The 19,755-nt window shown below is 59.4% G+C and carries 16 protein-coding genes; 9 read left to right on the forward strand and 7 right to left on the reverse strand.

What is annotated here, in order from left to right; translation table 11 throughout:
- On the forward strand, nt 1-371 hold a 371-nt coding region (locus IK083_05545), incomplete at its 5' end, for a DnaB-like helicase C-terminal domain-containing protein (protein MBR4749016.1).
- Nucleotides 372-523: 152 nt separating this feature from the next.
- Here the strand turns inward: IK083_05545 and IK083_05550 are convergent.
- A complete protein-coding gene (locus tag IK083_05550) occupies nt 524-1,690 on the reverse strand; it encodes a macro domain-containing protein (protein MBR4749017.1) in 1,167 nt (388 codons plus the stop codon).
- 181 nt (nt 1,691-1,871) lie between these two features.
- On the opposite strand from IK083_05550, the gene IK083_05555 reads away from it, so the two are divergent.
- Together IK083_05555 and IK083_05560 are read left to right on the forward strand one after the other, a co-directional pair.
- Nucleotides 1,872-2,642, forward strand: coding sequence for a helix-turn-helix domain-containing protein (locus IK083_05555; protein MBR4749018.1), 771 nt, complete (start codon nt 1,872-1,874; stop codon nt 2,640-2,642).
- Nucleotides 2,643-2,698: 56 nt separating this feature from the next.
- Entirely contained in the window at nt 2,699-3,802 is a 1,104-nt protein-coding gene (locus IK083_05560) for an aldo/keto reductase (protein MBR4749019.1), read from the forward strand.
- A gap of 52 nt (nt 3,803-3,854) precedes the next feature.
- Here the strand turns inward: IK083_05560 and IK083_05565 are convergent, their stop codons facing one another.
- The gene (locus IK083_05565) at nt 3,855-4,229 is read right to left on the reverse strand and encodes a RidA family protein (GenBank protein ID MBR4749020.1); all 375 of its coding nucleotides are present in this window, start codon (nt 4,227-4,229) and stop codon (nt 3,855-3,857) included.
- Nucleotides 4,230-4,239: 10 nt separating this feature from the next.
- Nucleotides 4,240-4,809: a hypothetical protein gene (locus IK083_05570; GenBank protein MBR4749021.1), complete on the reverse strand. Its 570-nt coding sequence runs from the start codon at nt 4,807-4,809 to the stop codon at nt 4,240-4,242.
- A gap of 371 nt (nt 4,810-5,180) precedes the next feature.
- Here IK083_05570 and IK083_05575 point away from each other — a divergent pair, with 371 nt between their 5' ends.
- The 5 genes from IK083_05575 (at nt 5,181) to IK083_05595 (ending at nt 13,715) form a co-directional block, all read left to right on the forward strand.
- Entirely contained in the window at nt 5,181-5,915 is a 735-nt protein-coding gene (locus tag IK083_05575; protein ID MBR4749022.1) for a DUF1559 domain-containing protein, read from the forward strand.
- Nucleotides 5,916-5,995: 80 nt separating this feature from the next.
- Nucleotides 5,996-8,119 carry a DUF4091 domain-containing protein gene (locus tag IK083_05580; GenBank protein ID MBR4749023.1) on the forward strand — a complete coding sequence of 708 codons (2,124 nt, stop codon included), beginning with the start codon at nt 5,996-5,998 and terminating at the stop codon, nt 8,117-8,119.
- On the forward strand, nt 8,116-9,150 hold the full coding sequence (locus tag IK083_05585; GenBank protein ID MBR4749024.1) for a GntR family transcriptional regulator: 1,035 nt from the start codon (nt 8,116-8,118) through the stop codon (nt 9,148-9,150). Before IK083_05580 ends, IK083_05585 begins: the two co-directional genes overlap by 4 nt.
- Nucleotides 9,147-11,237 (forward strand): hypothetical protein, encoded by a 2,091-nt coding sequence (locus tag IK083_05590; protein ID MBR4749025.1) that lies wholly within the window; start codon nt 9,147-9,149, stop codon nt 11,235-11,237. Before IK083_05585 ends, IK083_05590 begins: the two co-directional genes overlap by 4 nt.
- A gap of 9 nt (nt 11,238-11,246) precedes the next feature.
- Entirely contained in the window at nt 11,247-13,715 is a 2,469-nt protein-coding gene (locus tag IK083_05595) for a hypothetical protein (GenBank protein MBR4749026.1), read from the forward strand.
- Between the two features lie 71 nt (nt 13,716-13,786).
- Here IK083_05595 and IK083_05600 read toward each other — a convergent pair whose 3' ends face one another.
- From IK083_05600 to IK083_05615, 4 genes are all read right to left on the reverse strand, one after another.
- Nucleotides 13,787-14,239, reverse strand: coding sequence for a YhcH/YjgK/YiaL family protein (locus tag IK083_05600; GenBank protein ID MBR4749027.1), 453 nt, complete (start codon nt 14,237-14,239; stop codon nt 13,787-13,789).
- Between the two features lie 255 nt (nt 14,240-14,494).
- Entirely contained in the window at nt 14,495-15,325 is an 831-nt protein-coding gene (locus IK083_05605; GenBank protein MBR4749028.1) for a DnaB-like helicase C-terminal domain-containing protein, read from the reverse strand.
- A 716-nt stretch (nt 15,326-16,041) separates the two neighbouring features.
- Nucleotides 16,042-17,679 carry a leucine-rich repeat protein gene (locus IK083_05610; protein MBR4749029.1) on the reverse strand — a complete coding sequence of 546 codons (1,638 nt, stop codon included), beginning with the start codon at nt 17,677-17,679 and terminating at the stop codon, nt 16,042-16,044.
- Nucleotides 17,680-18,194: 515 nt separating this feature from the next.
- Nucleotides 18,195-19,313, reverse strand: a complete 1,119-nt coding sequence (locus IK083_05615; protein ID MBR4749030.1) for a hypothetical protein — start codon at nt 19,311-19,313, stop codon at nt 18,195-18,197.
- A 182-nt stretch (nt 19,314-19,495) separates the two neighbouring features.
- Here IK083_05615 and IK083_05620 point away from each other — a divergent pair.
- Nucleotides 19,496-19,755, forward strand: a 260-nt coding sequence (locus IK083_05620; GenBank protein ID MBR4749031.1) for a competence/damage-inducible protein A, incomplete at its 3' end; no start/stop codon positions are given.

Here is a 19,755-nt window from a genome sequence, read left to right on the forward strand (position 1 = left end):
GGAACCAGGAGATCAGCGAGATAGTCCGGGGGCTCAAGCTCCTGGCCAAGGAAATGGACTGTCCGGTGATGGCTCTGTCTCAGGTGAACCGCAAGCTGGAGGACCGCCCGGACAAAAGGCCTCAGCTCAGCGATCTGAGAGAATCCGGCTCCATAGAGCAGGATGCGGATATAGTGCTCATGCTGCACAGGCCCTCCTACCATGACCGCAAGACCTCAGATGACGCGGAGCCGCCGGCCCCGGTGGAGGAGGCGACGGTGATCATAGCCAAGCACAGAAACGGCGAGACCAAGGACTTGACTCTGGGGTTCGTGAGAAAATACGCCGCCTTTCGCAATCTGGCCGAAGGCTATCGGGAAACAGGCGAATAGGCCGGACGAGCTGCGGATGCCCTGCAAAGCCACAGGCTTTGCAGGGCATCCCGACGTTTGGGGGAGGGCCTTATGCCGCGGCGGACAGCAGGGTCATCCCGCCGCAGGGGCGACGGGGAGCGCCACGACCTGCCGCGGGAGGATGCAGCCTGTCAAAAGTCCCAGCCCAGCTGCTTCTGGCCGCATTTGAAGAGGGTCCGGTTGATGTCAAAGATGTTGTAGTTGCCGCTGGTGATGCACAGCTTTATCACGTTGTCCCGCACGTCGCCCGGGGCGAAGGTCCAGCCGCCTACTTTGAGAAAGGCGGCCGTTTCCTCAAGGTCCAGGCGCAGGCCGATGGCCAGGGCGAGGGTGATGTTTTTGGTAGGCTTTCTCGTCCCGCAGATGAGCTTGGAAAAGGTCTGTCTGGTGATATTGGCCTTGTTGTACACGTCGGCGTTCTTTTCGAACCCCTTTTGTCTCATCAGTTCGTACAGATAGTCCACGTAATCGGCGCCGGGGGCGTGGGTGATGCGGTCGATATATATGGCCCGCAGGTCCTTGTCGTCTCCGCTGAGGATCCTCAGGACCTCCCCGGGGTCTTCGAACTCCTCTGCGGGAGCTGCCGGCGCGGGAGCCCGGAGGAGCCGTCTGCCGTTCATGCTCGGCAGCCCGTCATCCTGTCTCGCGGGGGCTGCGGCGCAGGGGAGGTCTTCCGCAAGCATGTCGGCAGCCGGGGCTTCAGCCTCCCACAGGTCGGTCTCGTTCGGGGCTTCTGCCTCAAGCCGGGCATTTTCTTCAAGGCAGCTGCCGGCCTTCCGTAAGAAAAGGGGCAGGTTAAACCTGGTCTCCTCGGATACCCGGCTCACCCGGCTGCGGTCGATGAAGGTGAGTATCACGTAGAGGTCCGAATCTTTTTCCGCAAGAAAGCGGCTGATGGTCCGGACGGCTATCTCCAATGCTGCCTGCGGGGGGAAGCCGAAGGCTCCGGCGGATATGAGGGGAAAGGCTATGGACCGGACGTCATTCTCCAGAGCCAGCTCCAGCGCCGAGACGTATGTCTGCGAGAGCAGCTCCTCTTCGTGACTGCCGCCGCCTTTCCACACGGGGCCCACGGCATGGATGATGTATCTGGCCTTTGTCTTGTAGCCATTGGTGATGACCGCGCAGCCTGTTTTTACAAGGCCGATCTTTTTGCAGGCCTTGCTCAGCTCCGGCCCGGCCTGTTTGAATATGGCGTTGCTGACTCCTCCGCCTGGGTGCAGAGTGCTGTTGGCAGCGTTGACGATGGCGTCGGCGGATAGCCTGGTGATGTCTGCATGAACGATCTTCAGCGGCATAAGAGGTCTCCTTTGTTTATAGTCAGTATTATTATAGCACCCGGAACGCCGAAATGAAACAAATATTCGAAAAAACCTTGCCCCGGCAGCGCTTTATCGCCGGCCTGGGTTTGTGATATAATATATTAGAAGTCGCGGCGGCGGACGCCGCAGACACAAAACTTTGACTGAGGTGCGGTCTGTGACAGACATAGGACAGATACTTCGCGAAAAGCGGGAGGCCAGAGGCCTTTCCGCAGAAGAAGCAGAGGCGGAGACCCGGCTGGCTGCCGACTCCATCAGGGCTGTGGAGGACAACCGGTTTGACGAATTCAAAAACAAGGTGTACGCCAGAGCCTTTGTGAGAGACTACGCCAACTTTCTTGCCGTGGACCCCAAGCCTCTTCTGGACAGGCTGGATGAGATATACGCTCCGCCGCAGGAAGCTGCGGAGGAGCGGGAGGAGGGCGCTCGCGAAGAGTATCCCGAACCCCTGCCCGAAAAGAGCGCTCCCGGGCTTGACCGGGTGGTGATCAGCTTTGCCGTATTTCTCCTGCTTGCATTGATATGCTACGGAGTGTCCAGATACACCCGGCAGTCCCCGACGGCTCCCGCTCCGGAGCCCGGCAGCCCTGCCGTGACGGCGGTTCAGCCCGAGCCTGCGGTCCCGGCGCAGCCGGAGCCTGTGAAAAAATACGCGGAGGGTGTGTCCGTGTCGGTGAAGACCTTTGCCTGGTATCCCGCTACTCAGCTGAGGATAGTGGTGGACGGCGTGGTGAAATACAATCAGTCCACCGGTCCCGCGTCGTGTCTGGAATACACGGGCAAGACCTACGTGAAGATATACACGGACAACAGCGATCACATACAGATCAGGGTAAACGGCAGGCTGGAGGACAGCATGGGCGCTCCGGGCAAGCCGGTGACCAAATATTATCAGGTCAATACTCCCGAGACCAGGCCTGCGGAATAAGCCGCCGGGCAGCGCGGGAGCGGAGATAACCACATTTTTGCATAGTGAGGTATACTATGATTTACAGAGAGTACGGAAACACGGGTATCCGGCTGTCACAGCTGGGCTTTGGCGCCATGAGGCTGCCCAACGACGATGAAGAGGCCGTGAGCATCATGCGCGCTGCCGTGGACGGCGGGGTCAACTATCTGGATACGGCCTTTGGCTACGGCGAAAGCGAGAGGAGAGTGGGGCTGGCCCTGCAGGACGGCTACAGGGACAGGGTGTATCTTTCTACCAAGAATCCTCTCCCGGACATGAGCCTTGACGGCTGGAAGCAGCGCCTGGAAGAGTCGCTGCGCAGGCTGCAGACGGACCACATAGATTTTTACAACGTGATCCATTCCATGAGCTATGACGCCTGCGAGAACTTTTTGGTGAAGAACAAGGCTCTGGATATGATCCTGGACTACAAGCGGCAGGGCGTCATACGCCATATAGTCTATTCCACCCACGACACTCCCGACAACGTGAAGAAATGCATCGACACGGGCTTTTTTGAGGGTATGACCATACAGTACAACCTTCTCAACAGGAGCTACGCCGACGCCATAGCCTATGCTCACGAAAAGGGCATGGGAGTCGTCATCATGGGGCCGGTGGGCGGCGGCATGCTGGGAGCGGCCAACAGCACCTTCAAGAACAAGCTGGGCAAGAGCTATGCGTCCACCCCCGAGCTGGCCATTCGCTTTGTGCTGGCCAATCCCAACGTGACTGTGGCCCTGTCCGGCATGGGCAATATGGCCATGGTGGAGGAAAATCTGCGGACCGCCTCCAACCCGGACCCTCTTTCGGAGGAGGAGCTGAAAGCGGTGGATACGGCAGTGGAAGAGCTGAGGGCTCTGGAAAAGCTGTATTGCACGGGCTGCAGATACTGCATGCCCTGTCCCAACGGGGTGGATATCCCGGGCAACTTTGCCAACTTCAACCGCTACCGGGTCTATGGAGCCCTGCAGCAGGCCAGGCAGCATTACGGATGGATGAAGCGCAAGGACGACAACAAGCAGGACAGCTCGGCCGGCGCCTGCATACAGTGCGGAGCCTGCATGAGCAAATGTCCTCAGAAGATAGACATCATCAGCCAGCTGCAGGAGGTCCAAAAGACTCTGGATCAGGCGTAAATACGGGACCCGAAAAAAACGGCAGACTCGCGTCTGCCGCTCTTTTTTTGCGTCAGAAGGCCGCAGCCGTCAGGTCTATACAGACGTGGCAGCCCTTCAGGAGCCCCGACACCTGCGCCACGGTGTAGACGGGCCTGGTCTCGCCCAGCGCCCGGGCAAGGGCAGCGTCCACTTTGTCGAAGTCTCCCAGGTCCGTGAGGAAGATATTGACTCTGAGCACGTTGGACCAGCTGGTAAAGGCGTGGTTGAGACACTCGGTAAGGTTGGCAATGACGAGCTCTATCTCTCCGTCAAGGCTGCCCGAGGGCTCCTGAGTGACCGGGTCTATCCCCATAGTCCCACCCACGTATATCACGCTGTCTATGACGGTCTGGGAGGAATGGCCACAGCTCTTGTGGCTCTTTTTGGTAAAGCTGGTTTTGATCATAAAAAGACTCCTATTTTCTCATCATCAGTATCATTGATTGGAGCAGGTTGAAGGTGACCAGGGACGTATAGACCACCACGATGATGGCCACGGCTCTTTCCCACTTGCTCTGCACGTCGCGAAACTCCTGCTCGTCTCTGAAGCGGCGGGTCTTTCTGGCGGCGGCTTTGCCCCTGAACAGCATATAGATGCCCAGCCAGCAGGCTGCCAGAACAAATATGACATAGAGCAGGATCCCGACGGTAAAGTCCGAGAGGGCGTAGTCTTCGTGAGTCACTGCCCTAAACACAAAGACGATAAGAAAGAACGCCGACAGTATCCAGCAGCCCAGACATGCCCAGCCCTGCCACAGCCTGTGGCTGATGCCCCAGAAGGGAGCCAAAAACAGACCGGGCCAATTCAGACCGTCCGTGTCGGCAAACAGTTCGGGAAACAGGACGCCTGCCGCAGACCGGGAGCCGTCCTCGCATATGATGACGCTGCCGGCAGTGACGCTGCCCTCCCGGACCCAGGCTGCCAGAGTCTCCCTGCTGCAGGGGCCATAGACCGCGCCGTCGGCGCCTAAAACGCTGTAGCTCATGTGGTCACCTCTGTAGATTATTCAATTACATTATACCCGAACCGCGAAAAAAAATAAACCGCGCCGCCTGCTCCGGGTGGACAACAGTAAAAGCTGAGTAAATACAGCGCCAAAAGACTGTGGCGTGCCAAACGTTTGCAGCATCGGAAACCGGCTCCCCGCTCAACCTGTGTTGAGCGGGGAGCCGCGCTGTTCGGGGCTCGCCCCGTTACGGCCCCGGGCGGCAAAAAAACTGCGGATATTTTGTGATTTTTTCTGAAAACCGTTGACTTGCCTCCCGAAATGGTATATAATGAAGAAAACAGGCTGAAAAACAAGTTGGATACAAGTCTGTCTCAGCCTGTATCTCAAATCAAAAGGAGAAAGCAGTCATGAAAAAAGGTTTTACTCTCATTGAGCTGTTGGTGGTCATCGCTATCATCGCCATTCTGGCAGCCATACTCTTCCCCGTCTTTGCTCAGGCGAGAGAAAAGGCGCGCCAGACCCAGTGTCTCTCGAACATCAAGCAGATCGGCACTGCAGGCCAGATGTATATGCAGGACTGGGACGAGGGCCTCATCCCCTACAACGGCGCCAACTACAACTTCGCCGACGTCATGAATCCATACGTCAAGAACTGGCGCATGTTCTACTGCCCTTCGGCTCCCTGGAAGCCCACCCCCGACAACCACGCCTTCTGGGCCGTGAACTACGGCATCAACAACTGGATGGGTCTCTATCTGGACGGCAACGGCAACGCCGCCGATCCTCTGAGGACTCTGGGACAGATCAACAAACCCTCCGAGATCCTCATGTACGGCGACAGCGGTCTCTTCTGGATGAGCGGCTGGGGCATCCTGTATCCCGCCACCTCCGGCGGCTGCTATCTGCCCGGCTCCAAGGGCAGCCCCGACCTGATAGATACCACGCTGGCTCCTCCCGTCAGCCAGGCTACCGGCGACTTTGCCAACGGACGGCACAACGGCGGCGTGAACATGTGCTACTGGGACGGCCACGCCAAATTTATCAAGTCCTACGAGCTGGTGCGGCAGGCGAGACAGGAATGGAACGCCTGGGGAGGCATCGAGGGACCCTTTGGCCTCAAGTATTATCTGGACAATCAATAAAGCGACTGCGGGGCCCGGCCCCGCTTTTTTTTTGCGCCGGCTGCCCGTATGCTGTATAATGATAGCGGGAGTCAACGGATATGAAGCTTTGGATGATCCTTTTCACACTGATCTGCGCCCTGTCCGCCGGCGCTGCGGTGGACGGCTGGACCCCGTCCGGCTCTGCGGAGATCGCAGACGGCCGGGCCGTCCTGACCAACAGCCGGCAGCGGCCCTTTGCGGCTCTGGAACGGACCGTGGCCATAGACGACGAATACGTCAGGGCCTACAGGCTCACCGGAGTCTTTGAGGCGGACGCGGGGGACAGGGGAGACCTGTGGCTCTATTGCGACATATATTACAAAGACGGCACCCACACCTGGGGCCCTTACGTGACAGTGGACAGACAGGGCTCCTGTGTCAGGAGCCTGGACATCATACCCACCAGACCGGTCAGAAACCTGTATCTCCTGGCGCTCTTCCGGGATTCGGAGGGGTCCGTGACCGTCAGGGACCTGTCCCTGAAGGAACTGTCTGCCGGGCCGGAACGTTTTGGCTGCCGGCGCGAGGGCAGCATGCTGAAGGTGTGGTGCAGGACTCCGTATCCCTGCCGGATGGCTCTTCGCCGGGAGGGCAGGGAATACGTTTCCGACGGCACAGAGCACGCCTTTCTGCTGCCCGGAAGCCGGGCTGAGGTGCTGGTGAACGGCAGGAGCCTGGGCTCAAGGACCTTTGCGCCCTCCCGGGGGCTCAGACTGTGGACGGAGGACAGCTTCGCCCGGGTCTTCCCCGATACTCCGGAGGGGAAGGGCAGGCCCTGTCTCCGCGCTCCCCGGGGAGGGAGAGTCTCCTTTCAGCTGTGCGCAAGGAGCGACAGGGCCGAGAACCTGGTCCTTTTGTCTTCCGACGCGGTCTCCGACAGAGGCCGGATAAGCCGTTCCAACGTGTCTCTCAGAGCCGTGCGGTACAACCTGCTCTCACGGCCGGAGAACATGGAGCTCAGGGACGGAGAGCACCTCATCGCCATGGAAAAGCCTCTGGAGGGTCCTTTGCCCGGCTTGTGGGGAGACGCGCTCACACCGGTATCCTCGGCGTCCCTGGCGCCGGACAGGACCGCGGCCTTTTGGGTGACTGTGAAGGTCCCCCGGGACGCCCTGCCGGGAGAATATTCCGGCAGCATCAAGGCGGGAGGCAGGACTGTGTCCTACCGGCTCAGGGTCTATTCCGTCCTGCTGCCGGAGAAGACGGGGCTCAGGACCAGCTTTTCCTTTGTGGAAAGGTGGGCCCGGAAGCTCCAGGGGGACAGCTATTCCTACAGAAAGGCCCGGGCGTTTCTGGAGGAATACGGGCTGGACTGTCACGATATAGGAGATTGCGGCGCGGGGGCGGCGCTGAGACCTCACACGGGGGTCTTTCCGCTGACCAATGCCGCCGAGGAGGAAAACGGCGCCTATACCCTCTGGAACAGCCCCGAGCGCTACGGCCCCCGGTTTGAGGAGGCCTTTGCCGAAAGGATAGCCGGAGCGTATTCCTATCTGCAAAAGCAGGGGGCTCTGGACAGGGCCTACGTGTACGGCTTTGACGAACGGGGCAGCGACTATTATCCCGCCATGACAAGCCTGTTCGGCATGATACACCGGCGTTTTCCCGGTCTGAAGACCCTCTCCACTGCCGTCTTGCCCCCGGAGGTATGTCCCTATGATATGGGCATAGACGCCTGCGTGGCCATTGACCCGGACCGGGAGCAGCAGCAAAAGCAGAAGGCAGCCGGGGGCGAATACTGGTGGTATGTGTGCGGCGCCGGCAGGTTTGCCGTGGAAAACACCCTGCTCTCCGACCGGCTCCTTTTCTGGCAGCTGAAGGCTATGGGGCTGGACGGCTTTTTGTATTGGGCTCTGGACTTCTGGGACAAGGAGGACAACGCGGTCCTGCCGCCCGGAGGAGGCGACATCCTGTTTGATATATCCGGAGGCTTTTGCCACGGCGACGGCAGGCTCATATATCCCGCCGAAGGAGGCGGATACTATTCATCGCCCCGTTTTGAGCAGATAGCCGAAGGGCTGGAGGACTACAGGCTGCTGGAGCTCTACGAAGACAAATACGGCCCGGGCAGCGCGGACGCTCTGACAGGGCTCGTGTGCAGGGGGACAAAGGAGACCGCGGAGGATCCGCGGACGTGGGACGAGGCGCGCAAAGCGCTGCTGGAAGGCTTGGAGAAACGATGAAAGACGCAAAATACGAGCTTCTCACCGAGGAGCTGCGGCGCAGGATACGGGAGGGCTCTCTGAGGCCCGGGGACATGCTCATGTCCCGCTCTCAGATGGAAAAGCACTACTCTGTGTCCGCCACCACCATCAACAGGGCTCTGGACGCTCTTGAAAGCGAAGGGCTCATAGACCGGCGAAAGGGCAGAGGCTGCTTTGTGGCGGAATACACGGGCACCGACAAGATCGCCGTCATATGCCCTCTGTCGGTGAAGCCCAACAAGACGGATATATCCCCCTTTATGGTCAACGCCATCGCGGTGGCCCTGAAGGACACGGGCTTCGTGCCCCTGCTCTTTGACTCGGAGAGCGTCTGCCGGAGCTTTGACGCGGCGCTGGAGCAAAAGGCTGCGGGGATACTGCTGAACGTCTATGACCGGGCCTCTCTTCAAAGCCGGGTGGCCCGGGCGGAGAGCATGGGCCTGCCGGTGGTGTTCCTGGACAAAAAGGGCCCGGGAGGCGGCTTTGTGGGCACGGATCACTACCGGGGCGCCCTGAAGGGGGTGGAAAAAGCCCTGGCGCTGGGCTACGACAGGATATATCACTTTTTTGAAAACACCGACGTGAGCTCCGTCGTGGAGCGCAAGCTGGGCTACGCCCACGCCATGACCCTGGCCAACCTGAACACCCGTCTTATTCCCGTAGATACCTCCGGGGAGGATTATATCGCCCGGTTTTACGAGGCTATGACAGAGAACAAGGGGATCCTCCACGAAAAGTGCGCCATATTCACCACCAACGGTGATGGTATGACCGGCGTTTGGCGGGCCGTGAGGGAAATAGCTCCCCGGGAGTATCCCGCCCTCATCTCCTTTGACGATCCCGATATAGTTCTGCCTGCCGGCGCGCCCTTTGTCAACATAGTCCAGGACCTGCAGGCCATAGGCGCCGAGGCCGTCGGTATGCTGCTCACAAGGATCACCAAGGGCGCCGGCCCCTACGAAAAGCGTATCAGTCCGGAGATCAGGGTGGTCACGGGAGGCAGGCAGTGAAAACGGCGCTCTCTGCGATCGCGCTGTCACTGCTCACAGCGGCGGTCTTTGCCTCGGGCTATCCCAGGATTGCCAGCTTCTGGGGCTGTCCCCCGTCCACGGCGGACTATGGGCTCTGGTCCCGTTACGGCCTGCTCATCTGCTACGAGAGCCCCTACGATGATTTTGTCCGCCTGTCCCGGGGGATAAGGGAGCTGAACCCCGACGCCGTCATTCTGGACACCGCCATCCTCACCAGCTTCGGCAGGCCCGACGTGTGGTATCCCTGGATGAAGGACGAATGGTGGCTCAGGGACAGCAAGGGCAACCGGGTGACCACCTGGGCCGGACAGGTATATATACCCAACCTCACCGATCCCGACTGTGTGGACGCTCTGCTCCTGCACGTGGACGGGGTGCTGGGGACCAGGGATTCCCGTTACGGGCAGATGCTCCGGGAGGGGGTCATACAGGGGCTCATGCATGACAGTGTGGTGTCCAATATCTCCACCTACGAAAGCGACATAGACGCGGACGGCGACGGCCGGCCCGACGATCCGGAGGAACTCAATCAAAAGTGGCTGGAGGCCCAGAACACCTATTTCCGGCGCCTGGCGGAAAAATATCCGGGCGTCCTGATACTGGCCAACGACGCCGGCGAGAACCACCGGCCCCGGGTCAACGGCCGCCTGTGGGAATCGGGCACGTGCATGGACCTGGTATCCACCCGTCACTGGTGGAGCCTGCCGGACGCGGTGAACAATCTCCTGGAGTTTGACGCCGGCTGCCGCCGGCCCTCCGTGTCCGTGAATCTGGCTTCCTGCGCCATGGGCTACGACGGCTGGCGGATAGGGCTGGACGGAAGCACCGTGGCCACCGAAGGTGAAAGGGACAGGGCCCGCCGGGACTACGCCCGTATGAGGGCGGGATTATTTGCCACCCTGATGACCGACGCCTGGTATGCCTACGACTTCGGCACCGTGAACTACGGGGACCCCCGCTACTGGTATGCCGAATACGAGGCCCCTCTGGGAGAGGCTCTGGGGGACGCTGAGACCGTGTATCTCCGCAAGCCACGACCCGTGCGCCGCTGGCAGGCGGGGGACAAGAGCCATCCCTTCGCGGACTGCGGAGATATATGCCGCATGACTCCCGAAGGGTTCCTCATAGACCGGACCGGGGGCGGGGGCTGGGTCACCGCCTTTGCCACGGATCCCCGGCGTCTGTATTTTGCCCCCGGCAAGACCTATCTCATCGAGCTGGAGATAAAGACCCTCCGCAGGGCAGGGGATATGTTCCAGATAGCCCTCAGGTCCCCGGAGGGAGGCTGGGAGCAGTCCGACAGGGGCACCCGCTCTTATCTGGGGGTGGAGGGGGAACGCTTTACCTTCCGCACTCTGGCGACTCCCGGTCCCTGGAAGGACTACAGCCTGCAGGGCTTTCTCCATTCCGGCGGCCGCTTCCTGCTGAAGTCCCTCTCCGTGACGGACGCCGGCCCCTGCTATATGTATCGGGATTTTGAGGGCGGCAGAGTCTATGCGTCGGGGAGCCCGAAGCCCCTGACCCTTCGCCTGCCCAAGCCCATGAGGCTCATCAAGGATGACGAGACCCCCAAATACGTCATAGAGGCCGACGATCCCTCCGGCAGGGAGCGGGGGACCTGGCTGACCGCAGAGGGGCCCTTTGTGAGCTGCTTCGGCAAGGGCTGTCGGTGGTCCGTGGACCCGGAGGCCGTCTTTGAATGGCAGGTCACTGTCCCGGCAGCCGATGAATATACCCTTTACGCCTGTCTGGCCGGGGACTATCTCCACAAGGGCTGGGAAAAAAGGCCCGAGTCGGCGATCCCTTTCAGCAAAAAGGCCCGATATACCGTGGGCGGCAGGACCTTTGCGGCCGACCAGAGCGCAGCCGACGGAGGCTGGGTGAAGATAGGGACCCTGGACCTCAAAAAGGGCCCGTGCTCCGTCAGGCTCTCAGGCGCCTCGCAGGAAGGACGCATTGAGGCCGACGCCATTCGTCTGGAAAGCGCCCGGCGCCTGAACGACGGCTCTCTGGTAAAACAGATCACCCTGCTGCCCGAAGACGGCGTCATTCTATTGAATCCTTAGGAGGATCCTATGTGCAAGCTGTTTCTGATCATATGCCTGCTGTTCCTTTCCGCAGCCGCCTTTGCCGGGATGGAGATCAAAGCCTTTCAGACTGCCGTTCCCGCGGGAGGCAGGGCCGTTGTTCTGGCGGTGAACTCCGGGAAGGAGGCCATCACAGGAGATGTGAAGGTCAGCTCCGGCTCCGCTCCGGAACGGCTGACGGTGGAGGCGGGGGGCTGGGCGTATCTGCCCATAGCCTTTGACCCCGGGCAGATGTCGGGGGAGATCACCGTGGAATTCGCCGGCGCCACCCTGACCCTGCCCGTCCGTTCGGACATAGACCTTGCCGGCGTGGAGTGGAAAAAGTCTTTTTCCCGGCGCAATACCCCTGATGACAGCGCCTTTGCCCAGCCCGGCTTTGACGACGGGGACTGGAAGTCCTTTGCGCCCCCCGCCATCTGGCAGGACGAAGGGGTCACGCAGACCCGCTGCCGGGTCACGATCCCCGAAAGCCTCAAAGGCCATGAGCTGTATCTGCAGCTGGGGGCCGTGGACGACGATGACGTCACCTACGTGAACGGGGTCCGGCTGGGCTCCACCCGGGGCTGGAACAAGTTTCGGGAATACAGGGTGCCTGCGGATATCGTCAACTACGGCGGGGAAAACCTGGTGGCCGTGGCCGTCAACAACCTGCCCGGCTCCGGAGGCGGCATTTCCGCTCTGCCCCTCAGGCTCACCACCCAAAAGGATACCCGGACTTCCCTTGCGCCGGTGACTCTGCCCAAGGCGGGAAAGATCGGCAGGCCCCTGCCGGTGCGGCCCCTTCACAGCGAGAACGGCGTCCTCAAATATCCCGAGGGCACCGAGGTGGCCCTGTGGGGGACCAACTACTACCCCATGAGCTGGCACCAGTATAACAATATGGAGACTGCCATCAGGGAGGGCAAGTCGCCCGTGGGCAGCATAAAGGAAGCCATAGACACAGACCTGGACCATATGAAGCGGCTGGGGCTGGACGTGGTCAGGGTGCACATCTTTGACCGGGAAATGTCCGATATATCGGGGAACCTGCAGGAGAACGAGCATCTGGATCTGCAGGACTACCTCATAGCCGGCGCAGTGAAGAGGGATATGTATGTCTATATCACCCTCATAGGCTGGTGGTCGTCCCCCAACACCTTCCCCGGCAGCTTTTCCTCCGTCTATACCAAGCCGGAGATGCAGTTCAACCCCGGGGCCATAGAGGCCCAGAAGACCTTTATCCGGGACATACTCACCCACCGGAACCCCTATTCCAAGAGGAGCCTGGCGGAGGAAAAGGCCCTCTGCGTAATGGAGATCATGAACGAGCCGGCGTATTTTACCTACGGTGACCTGACGAGCCTGTCTTACACGCCTCAGGGTGAAAAGGGGGAGGCTCTCGACAAAGCCCGGGAGCTGTTTGCGTCCATGTGGCGGGACTGGCTGAAGGAATACGGGCTCACCGACTCCGCCTGCTGGTTCGATCTGTTTATGTACGGCCTGCACAGGCAGTATTACAGGGATATGACGGAGGCCATACGCAATACGGGAGCCCGGCAGCCCATAGCGGCCAACCACGGCTATTCCGCAGCCTGGGAGGAAGCTCTGGCGGATTCGGAGATAGACGCCGTCACCAACAGCGCCTATCCGGGAGGGCTCACCAACCACGTGGACGGGGTGAACATGCTGCCCCAGTATGATGACGCGGGTTTTCTGGAGATGGGGCATTACGGGCATCCCAACAACGGGCGCCTGGACGGCAAGGCCAGAGTCATGTATGAGTTTGACAACGACGGCTCCACCCACGGCGCCTACATGTATCCCGCCATGGCGGCGGCCTTCCGCAACCGGGGAGCCCAGATAGCCTGCCAGTTCCAGTATGACACGGTGGCCACGGCGGCTTACAATACGGACTGGGGCACTCATTACGTGAACCTGCTCTACACCCCCGCAAAGGCGGTGAGCCTGGCGATAGGCGGCCGGGTGTTCAGGGCCCTGCCCAGAGGCGCAAAGCCCGAAGCGGCCCCGGACTATATGCAGACGGAGGTTTTCCGCTCCGATTTCGCCCGCAATATGAGCGCCTTCTCTCTGGGCGGCGAGTATCTGCACAGCCGTTCGGCAGACCGGGACTTTGTGAAGGCGGGCAGCCCCTCTTATATCCTGGCCACCGGCTCCGACGATTTTGCCGACTACGGCGGCACGGGCGTCTGGGAGCTGACGGTCAGGGGCGAGGAGGCACGGCTGGTCATAGAGCCGGACTGCATCCCTCTGGGGAGCTGCTTCAACAAGGCCGGCTTCGCCGCCCCTGCGGCGAGGCTGGAGGAGAACGCCCACCTGTTCCGCCTGAAGCTGCCGGGCTGGGAGAACGCGGTCATGTCCCGGGACGGCGTCCCGGTGGAAAAGACCGGGGCGGGCTTTACGGTGACCCCCGGGGAATACGTGATCAGGAAGGCCGCTCCCGGCAAAACGGGTGATTGACCCGGCTCACGGGAGCAGACGAAAAAAAGATGCCGCGTTTGCGGCATTTTTTTTCGCTTGGGTGAGGCGGCTTAGAACAGGGGGACCTTGAATATTATTTTGTCCGTCCGGGTGTGCTCCGGGTCCGGCATCAGGCTGGGCATGTGGGCGTCCCAGGGAAAGAGGACCAGCAGCCGCCCCGGCTTCAGCAGCAGGGTGTATTCTTCCCGGGCTGCCAGCCATTCTATATCCCCGGCGGGGTCGTATTCCTCCAGCACGGCGCAAGCGTCAAGAGGGGCGGCTTTGACCAGCTCCTCCCCCTTCGTCACCAGCTGTATGTCTATATATTTTCTGTGGGCCTCGCAGCGCCCCTCCCTTTTCAGAGGGTCTCCTGGCTTTTGGATGACCCGGATGCCGCCCGGGAGCTCCTTTTCTCCGGCGGCCAAAGGCTCTGTGTCCAGCCGGGAAAGGTACAGGCAGCATCGGCCGAAGGGGCTCTCCGGGCCGAATATCCTGAGAAGCTTGTCCGGTGAAGTGTATATCATGATGCGCCTCTCTGTTTGTTTCTCACCTCCATCATAGCACAAAAAGCCGGCAAAGAGCAATCCCTTTGCCGGCCCCGCGCCGGTTTTGGGCGCCGGTCGTTTTTGACGGCGGCTGCAGAAAGCGCGGCCCAAAACATAACCGTCCACTATGAAGATACACCAATAATGGTCCAGATCACTATGATAAGAATAATAAAAGTCATGATACACCTCTTTCGTTTTCGGCGGCTTTTCCCCATACGGGAAGGCCGGTCGTTATTCCTCCGGCGCATCGCGGAAGGTGAGATATCTTCTGTCATAGCCCAGCGTGACGGAGCTTCCGCTGCGCCTTGCGACGATCAGTTCGGCCATTTCCGGCCAGCTGCTTTCTTCTACCGGCCTGGGTATGCCTTGGTAAAAACCGGGCCGGTACAGCAGGAGTATCACGTCGGACAAGGCCGACACGTGGTAGTCAAGCTCGTCCTGATGCGGCCTTTTTCCCTCCGGATCCTTAAACTGCTCCGGTCTTGCCGGCAGATCGGCGGCCATCAGCAGGGGGCACTCCATCTCCAGGGCCAGCTTCTTCATCTCCGTGACTACCCGGCCATAATTAATGGATACGACTACTGCCGGGGTGCGGGTCACCAGTTTGACGTCGGGGTCCGGCAGCTTCGCCGCTATGAGCTGCGGCCGCCTGCCTTCATCTGCAAGGCGCCTGCATTTTGCCCGGATGATCTCCGGCTTCTGCTTGGGGATGTCGCCGAAAAACAGCTTTTTGTTTTCCGTCAGCCTGTGTTCCATATCGGCCGCCGCTTCCCTTTCGGCGTCGGAAAGGGCTCCGGACCGCAGCCTGTGGATATTTATCCGAGTCCGGGAGGAGATCATCCTCAGCAGCGCTTCCTTTTCGCTCACTTCCGGAAGGAAAACGGCGGCTTTTTTGTTTTCGTCAAGGACGGCGTGGCATACCACGTCCAGAACGAAGGCCGTTTTGCCGTTGCCGTTGCGGGCGGCCACCGTGATCAGCTGCGAGGGCAGAAGTTCACCGATGATCTCATCGGCTTCCCGAAAGCCCGTCTTTATGCTTCCGGTCTCATTGAAGTCTGTCATATTAATGCTCCTCCTTTCTGTTTACATACGGTTTTTGCGCTATTCGTTTTCCGGCCGGCGGAAAAAAACGAGTACCATCAGCGCGGCAAGGGAGGATCTCGCTATCATATCCCGCAAAATGTCCAAAATAAAGTCATTCATCGCCGGTCTCCTCCGATAACTACGTTAATAACAAGAATGAGAAAGGTGATGGGCCACATATTTTCCTCCTTTGCCCGGGCGCCAGGCCGGATACCGCAGCCGTTTCCCGGGCCTGTTGAGCCGGCAGGCTGTGTCTGAAAGCATATCGTAACGCCGCGGACCGCTCTCGCTTGTCCGTTGATCGTTTTCGGCGGCACGAAAACCTGTCGGAATATGTGTATCCTGTAGAATTGATGAGTCAAAGCCCGTAAGGCTTGAGGAGGTGTGCGGGAGTATGCGGACCCGCCGTTAACTTCCCCGATATCAGTTGCATAAAATACTGTGGCGATGGCCGCCGGACGATATATTATACCGGCTTTTGGCGAAAAGAGTTCCCGGCGCCGGCAGGAGCCTCAGAGGAGGACCCGTGCCGCCGCAGTCCGCCGAGCCTGCGGCGGTATTATTTGGCGGGAGAGAGGGTGGGGTTTCAACGCCGGCTTCGGGGCCGCCGTTCCGGGCATACGAGCCTTTCCTCGCTGCCGATCTGTCTCAATTGGTCACGCCTTTGAGCAGGGTTGTCTTTATGACCTCCGGGGCTATTTGTCCGGCCTCTTCAGAGGTATTCCATTCTCTGCTGCGTAGGCTATGGCAACGGGGTTCTCGGTGACTATGGTCAGCCGGCCGCTGTTCACAAAGGCGCCGGCTCCTATTTCCGTCACTGAGCCGGGGATATTGACTGAGGTGAGTGAGGAACAGGCGTAAAACGCGTCTTCTCTTATTTCGGTCACTCCCTCGGGTATGCTGACGGAAGTGAGAGAGGAGCATCTTTGAAACGCCGCGACTCCTATTTCCTTCACTCCCTCGGGTATGCTGACGGAAGCGAGGCCCCGGCACGATATAAAGGCGTCGCTGCCGATTTCCTTCACTGAGCCGGGGATATTGACTGAGGTGAGTGAGGAACAGGCGTAAAACGCGAAGCTTCCTATTTTGGTCACTCCCCGGGGGATATGGACACGTGGCGGGCATACTCCGTTGAAGCCGTCCAGAGTGCCATCACATATATGCAGTTCAAAGGGGACGCAGGGGACGCCGCGGAATGCGTTGGCTCCTATTTCCTTCACGGGATCCGGTATACTGACGGAGGCGAGGGAGGAGCAGCCTTCAAACGCTCTCTCTCCGATTCCGGTCACTGAGCCGGGTATGTTGACGGAGGTGAGGGAGGAGCAGCCGTGAAACGCGCCGCTTCCTATTTCCGTCACGGTATCCGGTATGTCGATCGAAGTGAGGGAGGAACAACAGTCAAAAGCCTCGTTTCCGATTCCGGTCACTGAGCCGGGTATGTTGACGGAGGTGAGGTCCCGGCACCACGCAAAGGCTTCATCTCCGATTTCCGTCACGCCCTCGGGGATATCGACAAAAGGCGGACACACTCCGTTGAAACCGTCCAGAGTATCGTCACATATAGTCAGTTCAAAGGGGACGCAGGGAACGTCGCGGAATGCGTTGGATCCTGTTTCCGCTACCCCTTCCGGTAAGCTGACCGAGACGAGATCCCGGCACGACGCAAAGGCTCCGTCTCCTATTTTGGTCACGGAATCGGGTATACTGACCGAGGTGAGGTGTGAACAGCCGCAAAACGCTGTATCGCCTATTTTGGTCACTCCCTCCGGTATACTGATCGAAGTGAAAGAGGAACAGTCGCAAAAGGCGTCGTCTCCTATTTCCGTTACGCCGTCGGGAATGGTGATCGAGGTGAGCGACTGACAGCCGTGAAACGCTGCTTCTCCTATTTCCGTCACGCCATGGGGGATATTGACCGAGAGGAGGTTCGAGCACCACGCAAAGGCTCCGTCTCCTATTTTGGTCACGGAATCCGGTATACTGACCGAGGTGAGGGAGGTGCAGCCGTGAAACGCTGCGTCTCCGATTTCCGTCACTCCCTCGGGTATGCTGACGGAGGTGAGGTCCGGGCACCACGCAAAGGCTGAGTATCCGATTTTGGTCACGCCGTCGGGGATAATGACCGAGGTGAGCGAGGGGCAGTCCTCAAAGGCCTCGTCTCCGATTTCCGTCACGCCGCGGGGACCGGCAACCGACATAGCCTCGGTCGTTACCTTCTTCAGTATATTGTCTTCTATCTCAAAAACGACCGTATGGCCGCCGCAGTCCGGGCACAGGCCCGGCCTTGCGCCGTGTGTTTCCTTGCCGCATTTGCTGCAAATGATCCTTTTCATATCGTCTCCTTTGTTATTGTCAATGTTGTATGCCGGTGAAAAGCCGGCGCCGCGCCGTCTCCCGGGCCTGTTAAGCCGACATGGCCGCTGCGCGGACCCGGCAGGCTGTGTCTGAAAGCATTTCATAACGCCGCGGACCGCCGGCGGTTGTCCGTTGATCGATCCCGGCGGGACGAAAACCAGTCGGAATATGTGTATCCTGTAGAATTGATGAGTCAAAGTCCGTAAGGCTTGAGGAGGTGTGCGGGAGTATGCGGACCCGCCGTTAACTTCCCCGATATCAGTTGCATATAATACTGTGGCGATGGCCGCCGGACAATATATTATACCGGCTTTTGGCGAAAAGAGTTCCCGGCGCCGGCAAGAGCTTCAAAAAAAAGCAGGGGGGACCCGGGCCGCCGCAGGCCGTTTGCCTGCGGCGGAATGTTTTTGCGGGAGAGGGCGCGCGGTTTGAACGGCGGCTCCGGGGCCGCCGTTCCGGCGGGGTCTGCATATTTCTGCGCCGCGGCGCCTCTCTATTTGTAAGTGGGTTCTTTGGAGGAGTTGTCGTTGAAGTCCCAGGCCGGCATCGTGTCAAGGCTTTTCGGACCAAACTCCATGCCGTTGTGCCAGATGACCGAAGGACAGCCGATGACGTTTTTGTTCTCTGCTCCGCTTTCTTTCGGAAAACTCTTTTGGTAGTCGTCATATGTGAGCGCCACTTTATAGTGGGCGACGGCTCCGTTTCGGTACTTGATGCGGACTATGTTGTCTGTGAGGATCTGCCCCGATTCGATGTGATACTTCGGAGCATCGTTTATAGGCGACTCGGGGTAGAAGCGCTCGAACCGCATAAGGTAGATGTCGGATATGATATGCCCCTTGTCAAGGGTGATATACTCAACGCCGCCTGAAGTGAGGATCACATATCTTTTCCCGCTTTTTTTTACGTCCAGGGGCCTGTAGCCCACCGACGCCCATACGTCGGTCCCGTTGTGGGTCAGGACCCGCAGGTATCTGCGGGTCTCCGGATCGACGAAAAACGCTAATAAAGCGTCACAGCCCCGGGCGTCATCAAAAATGTCGTATTCCGTCAGGACAAAGCCTTTTTTGATTTTGACTCTCCTGTGGCTGTACCTTTTGCCGAAATCCTTCGGGTCGGCAAAATAGGCTGTGATAAAGCAGTCCCTGCCGTTTACCTTTTTATGTACCGATACGTTGGTGATCTGCGGCCTGGAGGCTATGAAATGCCTGTAGAGGACCAGCCTTGAAAAAACTCTCGGGGCAGTATAATACATTCTGACGTCCGGAATATGCTCCGGGGGAAGATAGCGGCCTTTGGCGCCCTCCAGCCTGTTGCCCGCGGAGTCCCTGCCGGTATGATTGATGAAATCTTCGGAGGTGAGGTCGGTATCATTGTCGGTTTCCGGATAGCCATAACTGCCTCTGGTGATGGTTATCCCGGATACCTTTATTTCGGCCTTCAGCGGCTCATTTTGCCGGGCGGTCCGGGAAGGGGCCGAAGGAGGCGTTGCGGTCATGGCGCCGGCCGGCGTAAGGTGGGCGGTTTCCCTGCCGGCGGAGGTCCCGAAATATGCGGCCGCGCCCATGCCCAGGATGCACAGGGCGGCGAGTAAATACACAAAGCGGTCCATATTTTATCTCCTATTGGTTGACGCATGTCGTCCGTATCCCTTCCGCCGAAGCGGATTAATATCATTATACAGGGTATCAGACAATAGTGTCAAGACCTGCCCCGAAATGCCGCGTTTCTGGGAGGGGCCGTTTTGCCTTGCGGGCTTTTTTGGTGTATAATATATATGTTTTGGAGGCGTATATGACAGCAGAAATAATATCCGTCGGCACCGAGCTTTTGATGGGGCAGATCACCGACACCAACGCGGCATGGCTGTCCGCGCAGCTGCCGGAGACCGGGCTCATGCTCTACCGCCGTTACACCGTGGGGGACAACCCGGTCAGGCTGAAAGCGGTCCTGACAGAGGCTCTCCGCCGCAGCGACATAGTATTTACCATAGGAGGCCTGGGGCCCACTCCCGACGACATCACCAAGGAGACCGTGGCGGAAGCGCTGGGGCA

Source organism: Abditibacteriota bacterium (assembly GCA_017552965.1).
Lineage (GTDB): Bacteria > Armatimonadota > UBA5829 > UBA5829 > UBA5829 > RGIG7931.